19 protein-coding genes, 2 pseudogenes and 1 riboswitch are annotated in these 23,809 nt (G+C 40.5%); of the genes and pseudogenes, 18 read left to right on the top strand and 3 right to left on the bottom strand.

Features of this window, described 5'->3' with window-relative positions; all coding sequences use genetic code 11:
* Positions 1 to 78 precede the first annotated feature (78 nt).
* The 15 genes and pseudogenes from AC1WMD_RS09235 to AC1WMD_RS09165 all read left to right on the top strand — a co-directional run.
* Positions 79 to 219: pseudogene (locus AC1WMD_RS09235) on the top strand (N-acyl homoserine lactonase family protein); the annotation flags it as partial.
* Positions 220 to 237: 18 nt separating this feature from the next.
* A complete protein-coding gene (locus AC1WMD_RS09230; RefSeq protein ID WP_494256878.1) occupies positions 238 to 1,419 on the top strand; it encodes an iron-containing alcohol dehydrogenase in 1,182 nt (393 codons plus the stop codon).
* A 176-nt stretch (positions 1,420 to 1,595) separates the two neighbouring features.
* Complete coding sequence (locus AC1WMD_RS09225; RefSeq protein WP_494256876.1) at positions 1,596 to 3,023, top strand: aldehyde dehydrogenase family protein; 1,428 nt, start codon at positions 1,596 to 1,598, stop codon at positions 3,021 to 3,023.
* Positions 3,024 to 3,862: 839 nt separating this feature from the next.
* Positions 3,863 to 4,079, top strand: a pseudogene (locus AC1WMD_RS09220) (4a-hydroxytetrahydrobiopterin dehydratase); the annotation flags it as partial.
* Positions 4,074 to 4,619 (top strand): YdbC family protein, encoded by a 546-nt coding sequence (locus AC1WMD_RS09215; RefSeq protein ID WP_494256956.1) that lies wholly within the window; start codon positions 4,074 to 4,076, stop codon positions 4,617 to 4,619. The pseudogene AC1WMD_RS09220 and the gene AC1WMD_RS09215, both read left to right, overlap by 6 nt.
* A 239-nt stretch (positions 4,620 to 4,858) precedes the next feature.
* Positions 4,859 to 6,112: an MFS transporter gene (locus tag AC1WMD_RS09210; protein WP_494256874.1), complete on the top strand. Its 1,254-nt coding sequence runs from the start codon at positions 4,859 to 4,861 to the stop codon at positions 6,110 to 6,112.
* Positions 6,113 to 6,347: 235 nt separating this feature from the next.
* Positions 6,348 to 6,878, top strand: coding sequence for a hypothetical protein (locus AC1WMD_RS09205; RefSeq protein ID WP_494256873.1), 531 nt, complete (start codon positions 6,348 to 6,350; stop codon positions 6,876 to 6,878).
* An 86-nt stretch (positions 6,879 to 6,964) separates the two neighbouring features.
* Positions 6,965 to 8,131 (top strand): tryptophan synthase subunit beta, encoded by a 1,167-nt coding sequence (gene trpB / locus AC1WMD_RS09200; RefSeq protein WP_494256871.1) that lies wholly within the window; start codon positions 6,965 to 6,967, stop codon positions 8,129 to 8,131.
* Positions 8,132 to 8,764: 633 nt separating this feature from the next.
* A complete protein-coding gene (locus tag AC1WMD_RS09195; protein WP_043904383.1) occupies positions 8,765 to 9,811 on the top strand; it encodes a hypothetical protein in 1,047 nt (348 codons plus the stop codon).
* Positions 9,812 to 10,395: 584 nt separating this feature from the next.
* Positions 10,396 to 11,271: an ABC transporter ATP-binding protein gene (locus AC1WMD_RS09190; RefSeq protein ID WP_494256870.1), complete on the top strand. Its 876-nt coding sequence runs from the start codon at positions 10,396 to 10,398 to the stop codon at positions 11,269 to 11,271.
* A gap of 32 nt (positions 11,272 to 11,303) precedes the next feature.
* Positions 11,304 to 12,101: a DUF2705 family protein gene (locus tag AC1WMD_RS09185; RefSeq protein WP_494256869.1), complete on the top strand. Its 798-nt coding sequence runs from the start codon at positions 11,304 to 11,306 to the stop codon at positions 12,099 to 12,101.
* 15 nt (positions 12,102 to 12,116) lie between these two features.
* Positions 12,117 to 12,773, top strand: coding sequence for a TetR/AcrR family transcriptional regulator (locus AC1WMD_RS09180; RefSeq protein ID WP_043904385.1), 657 nt, complete (start codon positions 12,117 to 12,119; stop codon positions 12,771 to 12,773).
* 167 nt (positions 12,774 to 12,940) lie between these two features.
* A riboswitch (SAM riboswitch) is annotated at positions 12,941 to 13,046 on the top strand.
* 109 nt (positions 13,047 to 13,155) lie between these two features.
* Positions 13,156 to 14,481, top strand: coding sequence for a Na+/H+ antiporter NhaC family protein (locus AC1WMD_RS09175; protein ID WP_494256868.1), 1,326 nt, complete (start codon positions 13,156 to 13,158; stop codon positions 14,479 to 14,481).
* A gap of 383 nt (positions 14,482 to 14,864) precedes the next feature.
* On the top strand, positions 14,865 to 15,977 hold the full coding sequence (locus AC1WMD_RS09170; RefSeq protein ID WP_043904387.1) for an NAD(P)/FAD-dependent oxidoreductase: 1,113 nt from the start codon (positions 14,865 to 14,867) through the stop codon (positions 15,975 to 15,977).
* Positions 15,971 to 17,611 carry a nucleoside recognition domain-containing protein gene (locus AC1WMD_RS09165; RefSeq protein ID WP_494256866.1) on the top strand — a complete coding sequence of 547 codons (1,641 nt, stop codon included), beginning with the start codon at positions 15,971 to 15,973 and terminating at the stop codon, positions 17,609 to 17,611. The genes AC1WMD_RS09170 and AC1WMD_RS09165 overlap by 7 nt, the downstream gene beginning before the upstream one ends.
* Positions 17,612 to 17,951: 340 nt before the next feature.
* Here AC1WMD_RS09165 and AC1WMD_RS09160 read toward each other — a convergent pair whose 3' ends face one another.
* From AC1WMD_RS09160 to AC1WMD_RS09150, 3 genes are all read right to left on the bottom strand, one after another.
* Entirely contained in the window at positions 17,952 to 18,176 is a 225-nt protein-coding gene (locus tag AC1WMD_RS09160; RefSeq protein WP_043904389.1) for a hypothetical protein, read from the bottom strand.
* A 37-nt stretch (positions 18,177 to 18,213) separates the two neighbouring features.
* Complete coding sequence (locus AC1WMD_RS09155) at positions 18,214 to 18,549, bottom strand: thioredoxin family protein (protein ID WP_043904390.1); 336 nt, start codon at positions 18,547 to 18,549, stop codon at positions 18,214 to 18,216.
* A gap of 285 nt (positions 18,550 to 18,834) precedes the next feature.
* Complete coding sequence (locus tag AC1WMD_RS09150; protein WP_494256864.1) at positions 18,835 to 19,209, bottom strand: YmaF family protein; 375 nt, start codon at positions 19,207 to 19,209, stop codon at positions 18,835 to 18,837.
* A 355-nt stretch (positions 19,210 to 19,564) separates the two neighbouring features.
* Between AC1WMD_RS09150 and AC1WMD_RS09145 the strand changes: the two genes are divergently transcribed.
* From AC1WMD_RS09145 to AC1WMD_RS09135, 3 genes are all read left to right on the top strand, one after another.
* Positions 19,565 to 21,493, top strand: a complete 1,929-nt coding sequence (locus tag AC1WMD_RS09145; RefSeq protein ID WP_494256862.1) for a sigma-54-dependent Fis family transcriptional regulator — start codon at positions 19,565 to 19,567, stop codon at positions 21,491 to 21,493.
* 257 nt (positions 21,494 to 21,750) lie between these two features.
* Positions 21,751 to 22,737 carry a thiamine pyrophosphate-dependent dehydrogenase E1 component subunit alpha gene (locus AC1WMD_RS09140; RefSeq protein ID WP_494256860.1) on the top strand — a complete coding sequence of 329 codons (987 nt, stop codon included), beginning with the start codon at positions 21,751 to 21,753 and terminating at the stop codon, positions 22,735 to 22,737.
* Positions 22,738 to 22,762: 25 nt separating this feature from the next.
* Complete coding sequence (locus AC1WMD_RS09135) at positions 22,763 to 23,782, top strand: alpha-ketoacid dehydrogenase subunit beta (RefSeq protein WP_494256859.1); 1,020 nt, start codon at positions 22,763 to 22,765, stop codon at positions 23,780 to 23,782.
* The last annotated feature ends 27 nt before the right edge of the window (positions 23,783 to 23,809 follow it).

Here is a 23,809-nt window from a genome sequence, read left to right as displayed (position 1 = left end):
ACTCTTTCGTTGTTCAAAATCTAGTTTTCAGAACATGTAGGAGAAAGGGATTTTATGCAGCCGGTTGTAATCTTTGATGTATACGACTCTCTTGGATATACAAATACCGTTGAAAAGATGCGCAGATTTGCAAAAGAGACACATTCACAAGTTTTGTTTGATCATGATTCTGAACAATTTAAGCAGTTCCGTAAATCGGTACAAGGATATTATGAGTAAGAAAAGGAGAGGGAGACAATGAGTTTTGCCAAACTGGTTTTCGCGCCACTTAGCTATACTGGATGGGGAGCTTTGGAGCAATTGCTTCCAGAGGTAAGAAATTTTTCACCGAAAAAGATACTTGTCATAACAGATCCCGTACTTGAGAATATCGGATTGGTTCAACGAGTAACGAACCCTCTTATTGAACACGGGTACGATGTAGAACTATATACGGATGTCGTTCCAGAGCCGCCATTAGAAGTGGGAGAGAAGCTCGTTTCTTTTACGCGCCATGGAAAATTTGATATGGTTATCGGTGTCGGCGGGGGAAGCGCCATGGATCTGGCCAAATTGGCAGCAGTTTTGGCTGTGCATGAGGGAGCTGTTGCTGACTATTTAAATTTAACCGGCACAAAAAAAGTGCATAAAAAAGGACTTCCTAAGATTTTGATTCCGACTACATCGGGAACAGGCTCTGAAGTGACGAACATTTCCGTTCTTTCCTTAGACACTACGAAAGATGTAGTGACACATGATTATCTTCTAGCTGACGTGGCCATTGTCGATCCGGAATTGACAGTTTCTGTACCTCCTCGTGTAACAGCGGCTACGGGCATTGATGCGCTAACCCATGCAGTTGAGGCATACGTGTCAGTCAATGCCAACCCGACAACAGATGGTTTGGCTCTTCAAGCAATCCGGCTTATTGGTCGTTCTTTGAGAAAAGCAGTTGAAAATGGAAATGATAAACAAGCTCGGATTGATATGAGCAACGGCAGCTATCTAGCAGGATTGGCTTTCTTTAATGCGGGGGTGGCTGGTGTCCACGCCCTTGCCTATCCATTAGGCGGCCAATTTCATATTCCACATGGAGAATCAAATGCTGTATTGTTACCTTATGTAATGGGATATATTCGAAAAAGCTGCACAAAACGGATGGCTGATATTTTGAATGCTTTAGGAGGAAATTCAACTTACCTTTCTGAAGAGGAAGCTTCTTATAAATGTGTAGAAGAACTTGAAAGATTAGTGAAAGATGTAGGTATTCCGAATACGCTCGGTGGTTTTCATATACCTGAAACCGCTTTAGAGAGTTTAACTCAAGATGCTGTTAAGCAAAAGAGACTATTAGCGCGAAGCCCTTTGCCATTGTTGGAAGATGATATAAGAAAAATTTATCGATCCGCTTTTACTGGTATTGTGACCGAACCGAAATAAACGCTACCCCAGGTTTTGTCGAATTGGGTTAAGAACGCTCAGAAGGGATGAAACGAATAGTTGAACAGTGGGGTGACTTGTCACAAGAAGAGGAAAAATGAAGTAAGCAGACGGATTGGTTGTTTATCTCACTAATATTTCTGCTTTAAAAAGAAAAAAGGAGAGAAGGAGAAACGATGGAAAAAAAGAAGCTGTATATCAATGGAGAATGGGTGGAAGCAACTTCATATACCACATTAACATCGCCTTATTCAGGTGAAGTACTTGCGGAAATTCCGATAGCAACAGAATCAGAAGTCGAACAGGCAATTGCCGCGGCTTATGAGGCGAGAAACATGATGGCGAAAATGCCGGCACACAAACGAGCAGCCATTTTAGAAAAAGTGGCGGAACTCCTGCAAGAAAGAGCGGAAGAAGCAGCGCAGATGATAGCGCTTGAAGCAGCAAAGCCGATTACAACAGCTAAAGCGGAAGTAGGGCGTACGATTCAGACATATAAGTTTGCCGCTGAAGAAGCGAAACGTATTCATGGCGAAACAATTCCATTAGATGCTGCACCGGGCGGGGAGAACCGGGTCGCTTTTACAGTAAGAGAACCAATCGGTGTCATTGGGGCGATTACCCCGTTCAACTTCCCGATGAATCTTGTTGCTCATAAGCTTGGTCCGGCCATCGCGGCTGGAAATACGATCGTACTCAAACCGGCGAGCCAAACACCGCTATCCGCATATTTTATTGCGGAGCTTTTTGAACAAGCGGGTCTTCCAAAAGGAGCATTAAACGTAGTAACAGGAAGCGGAAAGACGGTCGGGGATAGACTTGTTACCGATGAGCGAATCAGTATGATTACGTTTACAGGAAGTCCGGCTGTTGGAATCGGCATCCGCAATAAAGCCGGATTAAAGAAAGTAACCCTTGAACTTGGTTCCAATTCCGCAGTCATTGTCGATGAAGATGTAGATGTTGATTCCATCATTCAACGCTGTGTAGTAGGTTCCTTTTCTTTTCAAGGTCAAGTTTGCATTTCGCTGCAACGGATTTATGTGCATGAAAAACGTTACGAGGAGTTTGTCAAAAAGTTTATCGCTGCCACTAAACAATTAAAAGTTGGCGATCCGCTTGATCCAAAAACGGATGTGTCTGCATTGATTACACCGAATGACGTAGAGCGAACTTTACAGTGGATTGAAGAAGCGAAACAAGGAGGGGCAACGGTTGCCACAGGCGGTGAAAGAAGAGGAAATATATTACTGCCAACCGTCATCCTTCATGCTCGGCCTGACATGAAAGTATCTTGCCAAGAAGTATTTGCCCCGATTGTATTAATTAATAAAGTCACATCAATGGATGAGGCGATAGAATTGGTGAATGATTCTCGATACGGATTACAAGCAGGTGTTTATACAAACAATATTCACGTTGCTTGGGAGGCTGTAGAAAAACTCCAAGTCGGCGGAGTACTGATAAATGACATTCCGACATTTAGGGTCGATCACATGCCTTATGGCGGTGTGAAAGAAAGTGGAACAGGCCGGGAAGGTTTACGGTATGCAATTGAAGAGATGACAGAATTAAAACTCGTCATTTTCAACCGAAATCAATAACACTTTCTTTTGCGGGGCTGACCTATAAGTGTCTGATATCATGATGTTATAGACTGTATATTGTGTTGTAGGGCTGACACTTTTTAGGGGTCAGCCTCTTTTTAGCGTTTGAATGGTTCTACGGAGCGTTCTTCTGATTATGTGCGGTATTTCGGTTTTTTCTATTGCCGTATGCCTTTTCTTATGGGAGTCATCCGCTTATTACAATATTTTTTTTGGAACAAAAAGGAAATAGCAAGCATCTAAGAATCGAAAATGTTTCATAAAAAGGGCAATAGAAGTATATGACTGGCAAAAAGACAACTGGAGGGAGCCATTTTAACATGTTCACAGAGAAGTTTCCACCTCTAAGCGGAGTTAAGTCCATATAATTGTGTAAAAAGGGAAATAGAAAAAGAACCATGACACATCTGTTCCTTGAGAACATGATCATTTGTCCAGGAAGGCGACCGGCAGGGAGACTTACCGGATTTACCTAGCATACGTCAAGTCATCAGGCCCATGTTTTCTATCAAAGGGGAATTTACACAATAGTTGGACTTGACCTTGATAGAAAACACGTTATAATGACTTTATTTCAAATTGCAAAGAATCTTTCTGATAATCTCGAACATGTTAAAAGGATCTTGCTAAATCAGTGATTGAAGAAGCAAATCTTTTTTCTAAAAAAAGAAGAAAGTAGAAGCCTTATATTTTTGTTCCTTTTGCTATTATTGACGAAATTCTCGAAATAATATTATAGATTCGTGGAAGGTTTTGGTTATATGTGGTAATATTTTTACACTGATATGCGATGTTGGTTGTCCGTTTTTGATACAAAAATCAAGGAGGTAACGGTGATGCAGTTAACAGAGGAAGAAGTGCAATCTCTTTTACAAGAGATGGAAGGTTGGAAGTTGGTGGAGGAGCGATGGATTGCGAAAAAGTATCGCTTTCAAGACTATTTGCAAGGAATCGAATTTGTGCGGCAAATCGCGGCCATTTCGGAAGAAGCAAACCATTATCCGTTCATTTATTGATCACAATTCATTTTGGCGGGCGAAGGGACTGATGAAAGCAATGCTTTTAAAATGGATTCGATGTGAAGTGGATGAAGAGAAGAAAGCCGCGTTTTCCGCCGCGCAAGAAACATGGCGTGATTTGAAAGGATGTCCCGGTTTTCTCGGGCAAATAGGCGGCTGGAATGTTGCGAAGCCGCAAGAGGCATGTATATTGGCATTTTGGGAAAATGTTGATTCTTATCAATCTTTTATGAGTGGAAAGCATGACGAAATTTTTGAACGAAGCAGGCAAAAAGGGATGTATCACAAAATCTCAGTAGACATGGTTGAAGTAAAACAGCCGATTGCGTCTAATCATATGAGCATGAACGAAGTGCTGCAAAAAAGCAAAATGCTGTACGTTGTCTACTCGGACAGAATAAAAGAAAAACAAACCCTTTCAGACACGATAAAACAAGACAAACATATATTGGCGACGTTTCTTTCAGAAAATCAACTTGTGGTTTTATGTGCATCGATGGAACTTTCTTCAAGCGAATGGAAAAACACCCCTCATACGCGAGTCAAGCTAGAAAGCGCGTGGACGGTTGTTTGAAAAAACAAAAGGAGGATGGTTCATGAGAAAGGTAGAGGTTGTTCCGTTTAATGAGAATTGGTCCGTTATGTTTGAAGAGGAGGCACGAAAGATTCATAACGTTTTTCGCAATGAAATCTAAGTATCGTAACGGTTAAAAAGAATCTCAGCCCTCGGTAATAGGTTTGTTAGTTATTAATCTAAAGAAAAATTATAAACTAACTCTAACTGTCTATTATTAGCAGAAGGGGCGAGAAAAAGTGAAAAGAGTATGGAATAACAGGAATTTTTTATTATTGTTTCTAGGACAAACAACATCTCACATTGGCAATACACTATTTATCATCTCGCTATTTTATTTCGTAAATATGAAAAGTGGGCCAAGGGATGTTGTTGTACTTGGATTATTAGCCACATTACCAGCTTTACTTGGCTTTATAACAGGAACTTTATCGGATCGAATGAGTAAAAAAAGGATCATGCTCGTTTCTGATTGGATTAGGCTAGTTTTGATTATTGCTTTAATATTGTCTTTAACCATTTATGGATATCACTTTTGGATCATCGGATTCATTTTTTTATTCATGAGCATCGCAAACTTTGTATTTATGCCAGCTTTAAACTCTATTTTACCGAACCTTGTTGAGGATAAAGATTTAACCGAAGCAAATGGTTTAATTCAAAGTTCCGTGCAAATTTCTGCGATAATAGGTGCTTTATTTGGCGCAGTGCTTATTGCTAGTGTTGGTCCAATATCAATATTTGCTTTTAACGGATTCACTTTTATGATTTCGATTATCAGTATTATGCTAATTCGTATCAGAATGAGTGAAAAAGAAACAACGAAATCGAAAAAATGGGATATATCTTGGTTTTCTGATATAAAAGAGGGATTCATGTATATTAGACAATTTGTTGTATTGAAAAAAATTATGATGGGAATGTTTTTTGTAAATCTGCTTTATGTCCCTTTTTATACTTTAGGCGCATCATGGTCTGTCGATATTTTAAAAGAAGGCTCTCGAGGATATTCTCTCATGGAAGCTTTTTTAGCAGGAGGTTCTCTCTGTGGCGCATTGTTAGCAAAATGGATTGAAAAAGGATTCGGCGGAAAGAATGCTTTTCTTTTTGCTCTTTTACCGCAAGTAACCATTGTCTTCTTTCCACTTGCTAAAAGTCTATGGCTAAGTCTTACGATATTATTTTTATTTGGCTTTGGGCTTGGCATATGGAATACATTATACGCGACTTATATTCATAGAACAGTAGAAGACAAAATAAGAGGTAGAATCTTCGGTGTAACTTCTACTATAGTTGGCGGGGCTTTTCCAATAGGATCAGGAGTGTTTGCTATCCTATTAAATTCGCTTAATGTTATTGAGGTGTTTTGGATTGCTTCGGCAGGGATTTCTATTTCGGTTTTGTATATGTTGATTGTTATTATGAAAGGGATTGATACCAATAAATCTTTATTTAGACAAGCTGAAAAAGAAACACCCTTTAAGGAAATCTAAAACATGTTAACTACCTGTCGCTTAACTTCGTTTGAAGTGGGGAAAATAGGCATAGTCGATTGAAGTACAGTTGAATCGTTTGGCTGTTAAAAACATTCCCATCTTTATTGAAGGCATTGAAAACATATCTCGTACTTCCTATGCGTAAAATAAATCTTATTGTTTCAGAAAGGAGAAGAATTGTTTGTTTAGGAAAACCCTGTTTTCTTCCATTTTCATATTCCTGTTCATGACAATGAAACCAAACGCTGCTCCGCCTCCTTCCGAGATAGAAAAAGCAAAACAAGAAGCTCCTCTGCATGTTATCGGCAAAGTCACTTCCGATCAGCTGTACAAAGACATAACAGAAGAAAAAATAACCCCTGTTCAAATAAGAAAAATGAACCTCGATGTGAAACAGATTTTAAAAGCTCCAACTAATGAAACACTCACTACAGTTGATATTTTCTACACATATATTCCTTCTTGGCAGGCATACTCAGGTGCAAAACGAATGGATATTGCCGTTGGTGATGTCATTGAAATTTGGCTGGAAAAAGGAGAGTACGGTTGGGAGCCAGCATTATCAGGAAATACAGTGAAACATCTCAAGTACGTAGAAAACCGCAAAGAGCCGATTCCAGAACCATTTTGGCATTCTATAAAGCGAAACGTTCGCACAGTTTGGCTAATACATTCCAGTGTCACTGTATTAGTTGGAATCCTCGCTTTTCTTTTCACGTTCGTCCTGCTGGCTTGGAGGAAACAAAAAACAAACCATTTATAAGAAAATACAGAAAATTTATTGACTTTCATGGACAAAAGAAATATCCTAATGATAAAGTTTGAAAAAAAGCAGAGGAGAGATGAGTGATGAGTTTAGTTCAGCAAAGAAGAGGTTATTTCGGAGAATTTGGCGGGAGTTTCGTGCCGCCAGCATTGCAGGAAGCGCTTGATTATTTGGAAGAACAGTTTTTAAAGTACAAAGATGATCAAGAGTTTAATGATGAATTTAAGTTTTATTTAAAGGAGTATGTCGGCCGCGAGAATCCGCTTACGTTTGCAGCTCGGCTTACCGAGCGGTTAGGCGGGGCGAAAATTTATTTGAAGCGCGAAGATTTGAACCATACAGGTTCGCATAAAATCAATAACGTCCTCGGACAGATTTTGCTTGCGAAACGAATGGGAGCAAAACGCGTAATCGCGGAAACGGGGGCAGGACAGCATGGTGTCGCCACCGCGACGGCTTGCGCGATGTTTGGCATTGATTGCACCATTTATATGGGGGAGGAAGACACGAGACGCCAGGCATTAAACGTGTTTCGCATGGAGCTTTTAGGCGCAAAAGTCGTTCCGGTATCAAAAGGACAAGGAAGATTAAAGGATGCCGTCGATGAAGCGTTAAATGACTTTGTTCAAAACTATAAGAACACGTTCTATTTGCTTGGTTCAGCGGTTGGACCGCATCCGTATCCAAGCATCGTTAAACATTTTCAGTCTGTCATAAGCGAAGAAAGCAAACGGCAAATTTTAGAAAAAGAAGGACGTTTGCCTGATGTCGTCATCGCTTGCGTTGGCGGCGGAAGCAACGCGATTGGTGCGTTTGCCCATTATATTGATGAACCAAGCGTACGTCTGATCGGCGTCGAGCCGGAAAAAGCGGCGACGCTTACAAAAGGTGTCCCATCCGTGCTTCATGGGTTTAAATGTTTAGTGTTGCTTGATGAAGAAGGGAATCCTCAGCCGACTTATTCGATTGCCGCTGGTCTTGACTATCCGGGAATCGGTCCTGAGCATAGCTATCTGAAAGTGTCCGGGCGTGCCGAGTATTATACGGTGACAAATGAGGAAGTTCTTGAAGCATTTCAACTCTTGTCGAAAACGGAAGGGATTATTCCAGCGCTTGAGAGCGCCCATGCGGTTGCTTATGCAATAAAATTGGCACCAACATTGAATAAAGATCAAATTATGATCGTCAATCTTTCAGGGCGTGGAGATAAAGACGTGGAGCAAGTGTTTCATATGTTAAAACAAGCATAAACTACTTGGAGAATTTTAATGTGTCAGGAGGCTGTCTCAGGATAATGAGACAGTCTCTTTTATTTGGATAGTGAGGCGGCTTTAAACATCCCCTTCAATTTCGACATCTACGTAATCCGAAATAAGCAGAAATGTGTACCGTTAAAAATTACATGAGAGAGAAGGAGGGAATAGCATTTCTATTTATTCTCATTTTCTTTGGATCCTTGTCGAATATCCCTTAGCCTTTTTGATTTCTGAATGAAAAGCTAGTTGCAGAAATAAAAATGGTTTAGCGTTTTAAGTTTTTTAACGTTTTTTCCGAGAAGTCTCCTTCCTTTAAGCGAGGTGTAGGGGGAGAGGCTCATATACATTGTCATTATATAATTTCAGGATAAAAGTAATCGCGGAGCCGTCCATTACTACTTATTTTATAACTTGTATGGTATCAAGAAAAAAGAACTGGAATCAATATAAAAATATGGATATGTTAAAACAAAATATATCAAGTCTAATCCTTGTTGGTTATCTCATTTTCCGAATGTTAAATCGTCTAATTTTGATAATATTAACACTCAACCTATAACTTGCCTAATCAAATTTATTATCTTACTCATATATTGAAGTATCTTTAATGCACAGAGGTGAAACGTATTGTCAGAACATAATGAAGAAAAATGTCATTATCACAATGTGCCAAAGGTGAAATGTGGTTGTACCAATATGCAAATAGCGAAAGTACATGGACCTGTATCTCCAGGACCCCCAGGACCGCCGGGACCCCCAGGACCACCGGGACCTCCAGGACCAGGGGTCTTCGAATGGGGAGAGTGTATCATATGGGCGGATTCGAGTGCTCCTGGTCCAGGAAATGGGACGCCGTCCGATCCGTATAATTCTCTGCAGGCCGCCATTGACGCAGCTACTAACAGTCCGTTAGCAGTTACTTTCGGTATGAGAGCCCGTTGCATCGTTCTTATTGCAGCAAATTCCGTGTTTGATGAGGATATTGTCATCCCGCCTGCAAGACATGTACAACTGCTAGGCTTGGGTCCATGGGTACTTGGCAACGCAGACTTAGCCAATTTTGCATCATCCGTTCCTAGAAATGTCACGATTCAAACAAGTCAAGCTGCAGAAAATGTCTATCTTGTGCAGGGCCCTGCTTTTGACGCACGTCCCGTAACGGTTATTGGTACGTTTGATAACGGGACATCCGTGAGCACCCATACCAATTATACGGATGGTGCTATTATTAGCGGGAATATTATCTTCCAAAACACGGATCCTGTTGATCCTTTTACAACCATTGAGTTTCAGCTTCTGAACACTAATGTTGTAGGAAGCATCATCCAAGATCCGGTTGATCCGCATATGGGTATTCTTAATACCTATATGTACAACAGTCGAATAAATATTATGATACACAATGGTCTGAGAATTCAGCGTATGGTTGATAGCCGATCGGATGGAACGATAAACGTGGCTGGATATTCACATATTACGAATACGTTTATCAACGGTAATGTGACTGTCGGTGCAGCATTTGCCGATGTGCCTCCGACAGGAATTTTCAGCAGCCAGTTTAGTACGATAACGTGGACTGGTCCGCTTACGTTGGACACAGCGTCCAATTTCTATTTTGTCAATAGCGGTTCGACCTTGGTAGGAGCCAAAACGATTCTGTTTAGTCTTGCATGATTATACGATCAATCCTTTATATAGAAAAACTTTAAATGTATCGTCATTTTTTGTAGTGTTGCAGTTCATCGTGCACTCATGACAAATCAAAGCTAATGGACATGGAACAACCATTTTAGGTATTTTCTGAAAAAGAACTGAGTAAAGCTCAGTTCTTTTTATTCTTTATGAAATAGTATAAGAACCAAAATGCATGGTTTTGCTCATCTGTTGCTGCACGACGAAAAGCTTCTTTTTATATATGGATTATTAGCCTCCTTAGCAATATCTAGGGAAAAATCAACAGTTTTTGTTTATTTTTCAAGGAATATTCTAAATTTTCAACGTAGGTATTAGGGTATTCCTCCATAACTTTTACATCAGGTTGGGTAACTGTCAGATTTACATATATTTGTAGAAATTGTGTGTTTTGCATAAATGAAATTGTCAAAGAAGGGCAAGATGAGCACGCAGAAGCGCTTCCAACTATTCTTTCCACCATGTAGATTTTTTTGAAACACATTGACTTACAAGTCAATATTTCCATATAATGGAATTGACTAATCAGTCAATCGGTGCAAAGCCGCCCAAAGGAGAGGGAATGTATGAAAGTTGTAGACATCAAGAATTTGACCAAGACTTATAAAAAGAACCGGGGAATTAAAAACCTTACATTTTCCATTGAGGAAGGAGAAATTTTTGGGTTTATCGGTCCGAACGGAGCAGGCAAGAGCACAACCATTCGAACACTGTTAAATTTCATTTATCCGACTAGCGGAAGTGCGACTATTTTCGGAAAGGATATTATCAAAGACTCAAAAGAAATAAGACAAAACGTGGGCTATTTGCCGTCTGAAGTCCATTATTATGATGATATGAAGGTGATCGACTTATTAAAATACTCAGCTGGCTTTTACAAAAAATTTAATTCGAAGAGAATGACCGAACTGGCGGAAAGGCTTGACTTGGATCTTAATAGAAAAATTGAGGATCTTTCATTTGGTAATCGAAAAAAGGTTGGGATTATCCAGGCGCTGTTGCATGAGCCAAAACTTCTTATTTTGGACGAACCGACAGGCGGACTCGACCCGCTGATGCAAAACACCTTTTTTGAACTTCTTGCAGAGGAAAGAGAGAAGGGGACAACGATCTTTTTCTCCTCCCATATTCTTTCTGAAGTGCAAAAGATGTGTGATCGGGTTGCCATTATTAAGGAAGGGGAGCTTGTTAAAGTAGAAACGATTGAAAATCTTACGAAGAAAAATTTGAAATATATCACAATTACATTTGAACAATCGGAACCAATAGACTTCCATCTGGAAGGAGTAGTGAAGAAAGAAGTAAACGGTAAAGAAATGACGCTGCTTTACAGCGGGGATATGAAGGCGCTTCTTAATAAATTAAATACCCTGCCGGTTCAGGATCTATTAATCGGAGAGCCGACTCTTGAAGAAGTATTTATGCATTACTATGAGAAGTGAGGGAGGGATGAAGTGAGGGAGGGATATAGAAAATGATTTTTAAAAGAGAATTGAAACGAAATTTAAAATCATTGATCATTTGGTGCATCGTACTTAGCGGGCTTATTTTATTGACGTTAAGTATTTTTCCTCAGTTTGCACAGCAGCAAAAAGAAATGACAAAACTCCTTGAGGCCTATCCGGAATCGATTAAAAAAGCGTTTGGAATGAATGAGCTAAACATGGGAGATTTGATGGGGTTTTACGGGGTAGAAATTTACATGATGACTACCCTTTTGGGAAGCATATACTCAGCAATCCTTGCATCCAATATCCTTGCCAAGGAAGAAAATGAAAAAACGATTGAATTTTTACTGTCAAAGCCGATCACAAGAAGTAAAATCGTAACAGAAAAACTTTTGGCCGTTTTGGTAAATATTTTGATCTTTAACGGGGTGTCGACGATAGCAAGCATCATTGGATTTCAATTTGCAAAAGATCCGGATGTTCCGACAGACACGTTTAGTTTGCTAATCGTCGCAACGATATTGCTTCATTTGACCTTCGGTGCAATTGCGTTTATGTTGTCATCAATCATGAAAAAAACGCGAAACATCCTTTCCATCTCACTTGGGATTGTCCTAGTTGCCTACTTTATGAATGTTTTGTCAGGGGTGTCGGAAGATTTAGAGGTTCTAAAATATTTTAGTCCGTTTAAATATGTGGACGCTGCCTCCATTATTAATAATAACGAGCTTGATCCTCTGTATATCTTTATTATGGCTGCGGTTATTTTGATTAGTATATTCACAGCATATATGGTATATAGAAAGAAAGATATTGCAGTCTAATAAGAGGTGTTAGAATTGTATTCAGCTTTTGAAAAGCAGCCGCAAGAAAAAAAGGACCTGATTATCAAAGTGGCCATCGAGGAATTTGTGAAGAATGGTTATGAAAAAACCTCTACAGATGTTATAACGAGCCGGGCGGGAATTTCCAAGGGGATCCTTTTCCATTATTTTAAGAGCAAGAAAAACTTATACCTTTATTTAGTGAATTATGTGAAGGACCTTCTTACGGAAAAAACAATGAAGGCGTTAAGAGAAATAAAATCTGATGATTTCTTTGAAAGGATCAAAGAAATCGTACTGACGAAACAAAAAGTGACGGCGCTGTATCTCCAAGAAACTCAGTTTATCATGGATGCCTTCACCAATCCTCCTGCTGCAGTAAAGGAGGAAATGGAAGAAATCATTAAAAAACACTACGAAACTTACCAGGGAGATTTTTTGCTGGAGCATGTTTATATTAAAGACCTTATCCAAACGGAAAAACTTAGAGAGGATATTTCCGTGGATACTGTTATCCGCATGACCATGTTAATCGCTGAACAGCTGTCTAATAAGTATTTGGCTCTATACAAAAATAAGCAAATTGATATCATTAATAGTACGGAGTCTATGATCAGGGAGCTGAATGATTATCTTAAGATTGTGAAATATGGAATCTATAAATCAGAATAGAATTTTTGCTTTCCTTTTCCGTGGCGTTTAGCTACGGGATTTTTGTATATTATTTTAAGATTTGTTGAAAATTATTTAAAAGTAAGACATTCTCAAGGTGTATTGCACAACAGATCAATATGTTGTAACCTTTTAGTTGTTTTTACAACGAAATACAACCGTTTATCTTCTTATCGAGAGAGGCGGAGGGACTGGCCCGAAGAAGTCTCGGCAGCGGACTCGGTTTCGAGTGCTGTGCCAAATCCAGCAAGCATTGTGCTTGAAAGATAAGAAGGGTTTCTTATATAGATACGTATAAGACCTCTTCTTATGTTCTGATAAGAAGAGGTCTTTTCTCTATGTGAATAGACCTTTCGAAAAAACATAAAATGAGGTGGAAAGAGTGGAGTTAAAAAAAGGAAATCTATTTGCGTTATTTCCGTTTGTCGTCTTTTTAGTGTTGTTCATTGGTGCAGGAATTGTTACGGGTGATTTTTATAAATTTCCAGTCATTGTGGCGATTTTGATTGCGGCAAGTATTTCGTTGATGATGAATCCGAAAGAGTCTTTAACGAAGAAGGTTGAAGTGTTTACCAAAGGGGCTGGAAATGCCGATGTCATGTTAATGGTCATCATTTTCTTATTAGCAGGGGCATTTTCGGAAGTAACCAAAAAAATGGGGGCTGTTGAATCAACGGTCAACTTAGCCCTTTCCGTTATTCCGCAAAATTTATTAATAGTCGGTTTATTTGTCATTGGATGTTTTATCTCCATTTCGCTAGGAACTTCTATGGGAACGATTGTAGCATTAGCGCCGATTGGAGTTGGAATTAGCGAACAAACGGATATTTCTTTGACATTATCGATGGCAGCTGTCATTGGTGGTGCCATGTTTGGAGATAACTTATCTTTTATCTCGGACACAACGATTGCGGCAGTACGAACACAAAATACGAAAATGAAAGATAAGTTTAAGGTGAACTTTTTCATTGTTTTACCAGCGGCCATTATCACCATCGTTCTTTTCTGGATATTTACTGCTGGAGAGCAAGCGGAAATGACGAATCAATCTTTTAATTGGATAAAAATTTTACCTTACCTTGGTGTATTAGTGACTGCATTAATGGGTGTCAATGTACTAGTTGTGTTAGCAGGCGGCATTTTATTAGCAGGAATCATCGGCCTTCTTGATGGAAGCTACAGTGCAATGGGTCTCATTCAAGCCATCGGTGACGGGGTCGCTGGAATGCAAGAATTGTCGCTGCTTGCGATTTTAATTTCCGGTATGGTGGAAGTCATTAAACATAACGGTGGAATTGATTATTTACTTCAATTAGTAACAAGAAATGTGAAGTCGAAAAAAGGAGCACAATTCGGTATCGCAGGGTTAGTGAGTTTAACAAATCTTTCAACAGCAAACAATACGATTTCCATTTTAATTGCTGGCCCGCTTGCGAAAAACATTGCAGATCAATATGACATTGATCCGCGTAAATCTGCCAGCATATTAGATATTTTTTCATGCTGTTTCCAAGGGCTCATCCCATACGGTGCGCAAATGCTTTTGGCAGCAGGTGTTGCTTCCATTTCACCATTAAGTATTTTGCAGTATTCATTCTATCCAATCTTAATTGGAGTTTGTGGTATGCTTGCGATTGTGCTTGACTATCCAAAATTGAAAACGCCAAAAGAAGTGAAGGCGAACTTTGAAGTGAATAAAGCGGTATAAAGAAAAGGTCTCAGGTGCTGAGGCCTTTTCTTTATGGAGTTTTGTTTTTGCTCTGACCTCGAATACGATTAAACCGAACGGTCGTTTTTTGATAAAGTACAAGAGTTATTCATCCAAAAAGGTTGTAAAGCAGCATCAATGAATAACCTTGTGTGTTAGTAAAGGGAGTATTACTTAAACTAGAAGTACGTCTCTGGATGTAAAGTAGAGGGAGAGCTTTTATAGGCCACTGCACCATACATCTGTTTTTATAATCATGAACGCTTTCAGAAAAAACTAAACCATATAGCAGAGAAATGATGTTCCTTATTCACAATTTTGATTTCGTATGGTATAGTTTATAAAACGTAATGATTACTATTATCAACAAGAGGTGAGAAGAAATGAAACCTTTTTTTCTTATCGTTGGAGCAGGTCCTGCTGGGATTGGAATGGGAATATTATTCAAGCAGTTAGGGATTGAGAATTTCGGGATTTTAGAGCGTGATCGCATTGGTTCATCGTTTAGGCAATGGCCGAAGGAGATGCGCTTTATTACGCCATCGTTTACTGGTCAAGGATTTGGCGCATTAGATTTAAATGCTATTTCACCGACCACATCGCCTGCGTATACACTGCAAAAAGAGCGGCTAAGCGGTGAAGATTATGCTCTATATCTTGACTTATTGGCGGAATATTACGATTTGCCGGTTCGTGAGGGAGTGAACGTGACCGAGGTGATGAAAAGAGGCGATCGTTTTCTCTTAAAGACGAATGAAGGAGATTACGAAGCAGATGCCGTCATTTGGGCGACGGGGGAATTCCAATTTCCGAATGCACGCCCATTTCCGGGAGCCGAACATGCGTTACATAACCGATATGTCGACAGTTGGAGCAAGTTTGAAAAAGGACACTATGTGGTCATTGGCGGTTATGAAAGTGGGATTGATGCGGCTGTGAATTTAGTTGCTTATGGAAATGAAGTGACAGTGATTTCGGCTAAGGAGCTAAATGGAGAAAAAGAAGCGGATCCAAGTTTGGCGTTAGCACCGTATACGTGGGAGCGCTTGCGAGCAGCTGAACAAACAAAGCGCTTAACCATTATAGAAAAGACCAAGGTGGAGAAGATTGAGAAAGAGAAAAACGGCTATACGTTATTCCTCTCGAATGGGGATCAAATGATGACACAGACGAAGCCGATTTTAGCAACAGGGTTTCGCTCAGGAGCGGAACAAATTCACTCATTGTTTGAATGGTGCGAAAACGGAAAAACGAAGCTGACGGTTCATGATGAATCGACCATTACGCCGAATTTATTTTTAATTGGGCCGAGCGTCGCTCATGATCAGGCGATTTTCTGCTTTATTTATAAGTTTCGGCAACGTTTCGCGGTAGTCGCAAAACAATTGGTTGATCGTTTCGGGCTGCCTCATGAAGAAGACGTGTTCACTCACTATGCAAACAATCAAATGTATTTAACGGACTTATCATGTTGTGAGGTGAAGTGTGATTGTTAGCCGGGCGAACGAAACGAAAACGACTTTTGCTTATCGGATTTGAATCCGTTGGAAAGACAACGTTATTTTCAAGGTGGACGCAGTTTGGCATCGGCGAAGAAACAAATGTAAAGGGAACGACGTATACGATTCGCTCCCATCCCATTCGTCGCTTGAATGGGTGGGAGGTTGTCGATACACCGGGGCTGCGCAGAGGGGATGAACTTGGTAAACGGCAACTCAAAAAAGAAGTGGCAAAGGCACATCATGTCATGCTCGTTGTGCGCGGTACACATTTCCATGAGGAGTTGGAAGAACTTCTGTCCATTGTTTCTGTTGCGCAAGCGGACGTCTCCATTGCCGTTACGTTTGTGGATAAAATGAACGGACGAGCGAAAGCATTGTTAGAAAATGTCCAAAGGCAATACCATTTCCCGCTTTTTTTAACAAAAGGGAGAAAGGAATCGGAACAAACACTTCCTCCATTTGAACAAGGAAGAAAATGGACAGAAGATGACATCAAGGTGTTGCAGTCGCTCAACTTGCCCAAACAAGAGCCTGCTTCGCTTTTATTTGAGCGTCCAATTATCGGGCCGCTCGTTTCTGTAGCAGCGATTTTGATGATGTTTCTCTTTCCTGTTTACATTGCCTATAACATAGCAGAGTGGGGACAACCTTTATTAGAAATAGCGCTTGCCGGTGTCGTTCACGCTCTTGAAGGAAAAGGAAAACTGGTGGAAGCGTTGCTGGTTGGAGATTACGGGTTGCTTACGTTGGGGGCATATTCATTTTTATGGGCGTTTCCAGTTGTCTTTTTGTTGAGTATCATGATGGCTGTCACCGATGAAACGGGGATTAAAGATCGGATAACAGATGCGCTTGATCCGTATTTACGAAAAATAGGATTGAATGGCCAAGATCTCATTCCTGTATTAACTGGATTTGGATGTAATGTTGTGGCTGTCCAGCAGAGCAGATTGTGTAGCGCTTGTACGCGGAAATCGTGTATTTCTCTCCTTTCATTTGGTTCGGCATGCAGTTATCAAATTGGCGCAACGATTTCGATTTTTCATAGCGCGCAAAAGCCGTATTTATTTTTGCCGTATTTATTCACTCTTTTTATCGTTGGTGCACTGCATACAAGAATATGGAACCGGCAGGCATTGTTGCATACAGCCTTGATTCGCCCGCATCGAACATTTATTCAGATGCTGACATGGTCAGGAGTTTCGTACCGCGTTCGTTCAACGGTATTTCAATTTTTAACACAAGCCATGCCGATCTTTTTGATGATTTGTTTCATCGCTGGATTGATGGATGTGTTAGGATGGATGGAAAAAGTGGTTTTATTGTTTGCGCCGCTCGTTCAATGGTTGAATTTGCCGACGGAAGCCGCTGTCGGTCTTGTTTTTTCCATGATTCGCAAAGATGGCATTTTACTGTTTAATGAGGGAAATGAGGTGTTGTTGACGTCGATGTCGACATTTCAACTATTTCTTGTCGTTTATCTCGCTTCCACTTTCAGTGCATGCGCGGTTACTTTCTGGACGATTGCGAAGGAATTAGGAATGAAGGAGGCGCTGTCATTATCAGGAAAGCAAATGATCACATCGTTTACATCCGCGCTTTTGCTTTCGATATTATTCGGGGGATGAGACCGAGCTTTCTCGCTTATCCCAGACCTCATTCTCATCATTAGAGGATTTTGCTTGCGGCAGGGCCAGTGAAGGTTGAACAAGCGCTGCCATTTGCTTTCGCTTGATCATGGAGTCCGACTGCTTAAGCAGCCTCATTCCCTTCGTAGAACAAGAACGTCTTCAATGACTTCATAGCCGATCGAACGATTCGATCGGCTTTATGTGTATATTCATATATCGAAAACTCAACCCAGATTACATTCGTGCGCGTTTTTCGCTTGTGAGATGATTGTAATCTCAGTCGGTGCCTATTACCATGTAAACAAGTCACCGTTGCTCCGATGAACCTCTCCCACCTTCATTCCATGAAGAGGTAGGAGTTTCTTACCACCTCCATCGAAGAAGCTTCTGCGTAGAAGATTCCCCATTGCAGGCATACAATCGGTTCAAATCCGCTCTGGATGCCCGAAAGAACACTTTTTGACCACGAAGCATGAGCATTCCCTTCTTTCTTTGCCTGATAGGATGGTTTCATTATAGCGCATATGTTCGCTTTTTGTGAATAAAAAACTTTCCGATTCATCTCCCTCCTTCATTCCGTTTAAAGGAAGGGAGACTTCTCAGAAAAATGTTAAAAAATAAATTTTCTTCACTTTCTCTTTAAACTGTTCAACATGAACAAACCTTGCCTCTCGTAAAACTTCTTTTCCATCGACATATAAAATCAAAACAGGTGCGGTAAATATAGAAAGGTGACCTGCGATGTTCGGGACATCATCGACGTTGACAAAGGCCATTTGAATCTTTGGAAATTCGGCCATGACTTTTTTCACTTTTGGCAGTAACGCATGGCAAACACTGCAATTTGTTTTCGAGATGTATAAAAATGCTAAATGATGATTGTTTACGAAATGCTCAATTTCTTCTATGGAAAATAGTTCATTCTTTGCGTTCAAAATTCATTTCGTCTCCTTCCTGCTGATTTTCAACCAAACACTTCTTTTCATTATACTATAGGAAGCTGCAAGAATTCTTGTCTCTGATACTGCAGACACTACTCTGGTCTTGTTGAAAACCAGATGGAGGAACGTGGCTGTTTGGCTTTTCACCATTCGATTAAACATGTTTATTCTGTTAGTGGCTTTTAGAATTGTAGAACCAGATTTGGTAGGATGGAAGCATACAGGGGCTCACTGGCTATACCATTATAGAGGTAACTACTGATATAACATCGAGTTTTATCATCCACTCGTTTTTCCACTGTATCGATGCGAGTGAGGAATTCGGCCGCTGATTGTTGTAACGCCGGAGAATTCGTGATAATGTCCCCCGCCTGGAAGTGGAATAGCCGGTCCGGTAACACCCCTTATCTCATGCCTATGTCCATCATCGAAAGAGGTAAATGTAAAATAACGGTGTGTATGTGGAACACCGCTTGGCGCAGGTTCTGTCACGCCAACATATTTATGGCTATGGCCTGCGTCATAAGAAGTAACCCCGGAGAATTGGTGAACATGCACAGGCCTGCCATCCCAAGTAGTAATATACAGGTTATGCGAGTGATATGAGTCGGAATCAGCAGAATGAACCAAATAACCGCTAACAGGTATCTCCATCGTTTTTCCCCCTTTCATCCATTTTCCGTATATCATATGATGATGGGAGTCTAGATGTTAGGCGTATCAGCTAAATTGCCCTTCGGATTTGCCCGCCAAGCAAAAGACGAAGCATTTTGAGCAATCGAAACAGCTGCCAGAACTGATTGCCCAACTCAATCCGTTTTTTTTGGCATAGTACCAAATTTCAATGCTACAATATAGGAAAACAACTGAAATGGATCAGGCTGGACGTTTCAAATATCGACAATACAATATCTCAAGCCTAATAGTCACTCATTTTGATCGTGAGAAAACGGTAAACGAGTTCACGGATGCACCGCCGATTCTGAACATGTTGAGGAGGTGTTTTAACGTGAATAGTAGGCAGGAGGATGTTAAAGAAATGTGGAAGCGCTTTATTTTTGAAAATGAATTAGATGAAAAGCTTTCTCCCATTGTCAAAGACTCATGGATTCGATCAAAAAAATGGAAGGTAGATCCTTTTCAGCCATATGGCCATATAAAAAAAATTGAAACGGAACGATACAAAAATCTGATTGATTGGTCCATGCCATTAATGGAAGGACTCTATTCCATCGTGAAGGGGTCCGGATTTTTAGTCATTCTTTGCAATGAAAAAGGCCAGCTATTAAAATCAATTGGTGATCCGGATACTCTAGAAATGGCTGCTCAAATCGGTTTTGTCGAAGGGGCGGATTGGAGCGAACAAACCATGGGCACCAATGCGATTGGAACATCCATTGTTATCGATCAACCTGTACAGATATTTGCGGAGGAACATTATTCGCAAATATGCCAATCATGGACTTGTTCCGCGGCCCCGATCCATGATTCAAAAGGGAATATCATTGGAGTATTAAATGTCTCCGGCCCATATGAAAAGGTGCATCCTCACACGTTGGGCATGGTGGTTTCAGCGGTCAAAGCTATTGAGTATCAATTAAAATTAAATGAAAATACAGAAAAAAATATCATGATGCAAAGGTTTCTTGAAGCGACAACCAATAATATGAAAGAAAGCATCCTGATTATTGATACGGAAGGAAAAATTATAAAGGCCAACGATCAGCTGAAGAAGCTTCTTTGCCTTGATCAGTTACACCTAGAAGGGAAAAAGATTAACGAAATTATTACAAATAAATCCATTGTCTCCAATAAGCCTGTCTATCTGCAAAACCAAGAACTCCATTTAAAAGTGAAGCCATCAAGAAATACCCATCATGTAATGGTCGATAAAATCCCCATCTATAAAGATAAACATTGGATTGGTTCGATGATCATGCTGAAAGAAATCCAAAAAGTGCGCCAATTTGTCAATCACTTATCTGGAAACCAAGCCAAAATAACGTTTGATGATATTATCGGGCAGCATCCCCATTTCATTCAAAAACTGAATGAAGCCAAACTTGCGGCAGCAACCGACTCCAATGTTTTAATATTAGGGGAAAGCGGAACGGGAAAAGAAATGCTCGCACAAGCAATCCATAATGCAAGCAAGAGAAAAAACAAACCGTTTATTGCCATCAATTGCGGCGGAATTCCTCGCGATCTTCTTGGCAGCGAACTGTTTGGCTATGTGGAAGGTGCTTTTACGGGAGCCAAAAAAGGAGGAAGTGCAGGAAAATTCGAACTTGCTGACGGCGGCACTCTCTTTTTAGATGAAATTGGCGAGATGTCTTTGGAAATGCAGGTCCTTCTTTTACGGGTCATTCAGGAAAAAGAAGTGATGCGGATCGGCGGCCATAAAGTGATACCGGTGGATGTCCGCATTATTGCAGCTACAAATAAAAATCTCCGTGAGGAAGTCCAAAAGGGAAGCTTCAGGGAAGATCTGTTCTTTCGTCTCAATGTCATGCCGATCACCCTGCCGTCTTTGCGGGAAAGAAAAGAGGATATACCGCTTCTTGTCCGTCACTTTATCGGCAGGCTTTGCAAAAAATTAAACAAACCGTTTCCAGAAATCCGACAAGACTTTTTAGAAGCTCTTATTCAGTACGACTGGCCGGGGAATATTCGGGAATTGCAAAATATACTAGAAAGAACGTTAAATCAGAACACAAACCCAATTTTGTCTGGAAAAGATTTGCCGGAAGAAGTGTTTCAAATGTTTCCAGGGCAAAAAAAGGAGGAGATGTTGGTACATAGAGATGAGATCAAAAAACAGTCTATTATCCGGGCATTACGTTTATGTAATGGGAATATTACGAAAGCAGCCAAACATTTAGGAATTTCCAGGAGCACTTTTTATCGACAAATGAAAAAATTTAACATTGCTTATTAACAAAAATTATTGTTTCGTTTTGTATCAAATTGTATCAATATGTGGTAGCAAAGTGTTCCAAAATGGGACACTTTGTTTCTTTTTACCGAAAAATGTTAGCGGAATCTATTATCTCATAAAAATTTAATAGAACTATGAAATTATTTGTGGCAAATCGATCAATTTCATAGCTCTCTCTCATCCGACTGTGTTGGCACATTTTTTGCATCTTAATATAGATGAAAACGTTTTAATTTCTAATGGAGGAGGAGAGCAAGTTGACGATTTCTTTGAATCATCTTACTTGGATGTACGAAACAATGTACAAAATTCGTTATTACGAGGACAAGATGGCAGAAGCTTATGCAGAAGGAAAAAACCCGGTCTTTAATATCGGTGCAGGGCCTGTACCGGGTGAAATGCATTTGGCGACGGGGCAAGAACCGGCTGCTGTTGGTATATGTGTTCATCTAAAGAAAGAAGATACGGTAACGTCTCCACACCGTCCACATCATCATGCGATTGCAAAAGGAGTTAACTTAAACAGAATGACCGCTGAAATCTTTGGTAAAGTGACTGGACTCGGAAAAGGAAAAGGCGGGCATATGCACTTATTTGATCCAGATGTTAAATTTTCATGCGGAGGAATTGTCGGAGCAGGCATTCCACATGCACTTGGGGCAGCGCTCGCCGCAAAGAAAAAAGGAACGGATTGGGTAGCTGTTGCTTTTATTGGGGAAGGAGCGGCCAACCAAGGAGCTTTCCATGAATCTTTAAATATGGCAGCACTGTGGAACTTGCCTCTGATTGTCGTGATTGAAAACAATCAATACGGAATTTCTGTCCCTAAATCCGCATCCACATCCGTTCCATCCAATGATATAAGAGCTGTTGCTTATGGAATGAAAGGATATTATGTGAAAGATAATGATCCTATCGAAATGTACAACGTTTCAAAAGAAGCGGTGGAACGAGCGAGAAAGGGAGAGGGGCCATCGATTATTGAAATTGAAACTTACCGTTATTTAGGACATTTCCAAGGAGATCCAGAAGTTTACAGAGATAAAAACGAAGTTACTTTACTAAGAGAAAAAGACCCAATTGTTCGTATGCGTCAAATCTTAATCAAAGAATACGGAATAGAAGAACAACAGCTGATCGAATTGGAAAATAAGGCAAAGCAGGAAGTGGAAGTCGCTTATCAATTCGCGCGCGAAAGCGATTATCCTGAACCGGAAGATGCTTTAAAAGATCTGTTTGTCTAAATCACTATAGAAAGGAGTTATCAAAATGCAAAAAACAAAGCAGCGCTTATTAACGGGAAATAAAGCGATTGCAGAAGCGATTCGATTAGAAATGGAAAGAGATCCAAACGTGTTTGTCATGGGAGAGGATGTCGGTGTATACGGAGGTATATTTGGGGCAACGGAAGGATTATTTCAAAAGTTCGGTCCTGAAAGGGTGATCGATACACCGATTTCCGAAACGGCTTTTATTGGAGCTGCCATTGGAGCTGCTGCAGAAGGAATGAGGCCGATTGTCGAATTAATGTTCGTTGATTTCTTCGGCGTCTGTATGGACCAAATTTATAACCATATGGCAAAAATTCCGTATATGTCAGGGGGCCGGGTTAAGCTGCCAATAGTGTTAATGACCGCTGTTGGCGGAGGATACAGTGATGCTGCTCAGCATTCTCAAACATTATATGCCACTTTTGCCCACCTGCCGGGAATGAAAGTGGTGGCGCCATCCACACCGTACGATTTGAAAGGAATGATGATTTCTGCCATCCGGGATGATAATCCAGTCGTCTTTATGTTTCATAAGACATTACAAGGACTAGGATGGATGGATCAATTGGACGCATCCGTCGGGCATGTTCCGGAAGAAGCGTACACTGTGCCAATCGGCAAGGCAAAAGTAGTAAGAGAAGGAACAGACATTACGATTGTGGGCATCCAAATGACGACTCATCACGCTTTAGAGGCTGCTAAAAAGCTGGAACAACATGGAATTCAGGCGGAAGTCATCGATTTGCGTTCACTCGTTCCTTTAGACCGCGAAACGATCCTTCAGTCGATTAAAAAGACGCATCGTTTGTTGGTAGTCGATGAAGATTATTTATCATACGGCATGACGGCAGAAATCGCCGCGATCGCAGCCGAAGAAGGTTTGTATGATTTGGATGCACCGGTCAGAAGACTAGCCGTTCCGGATGTGCCAATTCCATACAGCCGTCCGCTTGAACAATTTGTCTTGCCGAATGCCGAAAAAATTTTTAACGAAGCAATGAAACTAGTAAATGAATAAAATCGATTTCCAATACAGGAGGTAGCC

The organism is Parageobacillus sp. NEAU-HV-2 (assembly GCF_059115485.1).
Note: the sequence above shows the minus strand (reverse complement) of the source record. Positions and strands in the feature narration are given on the sequence as shown.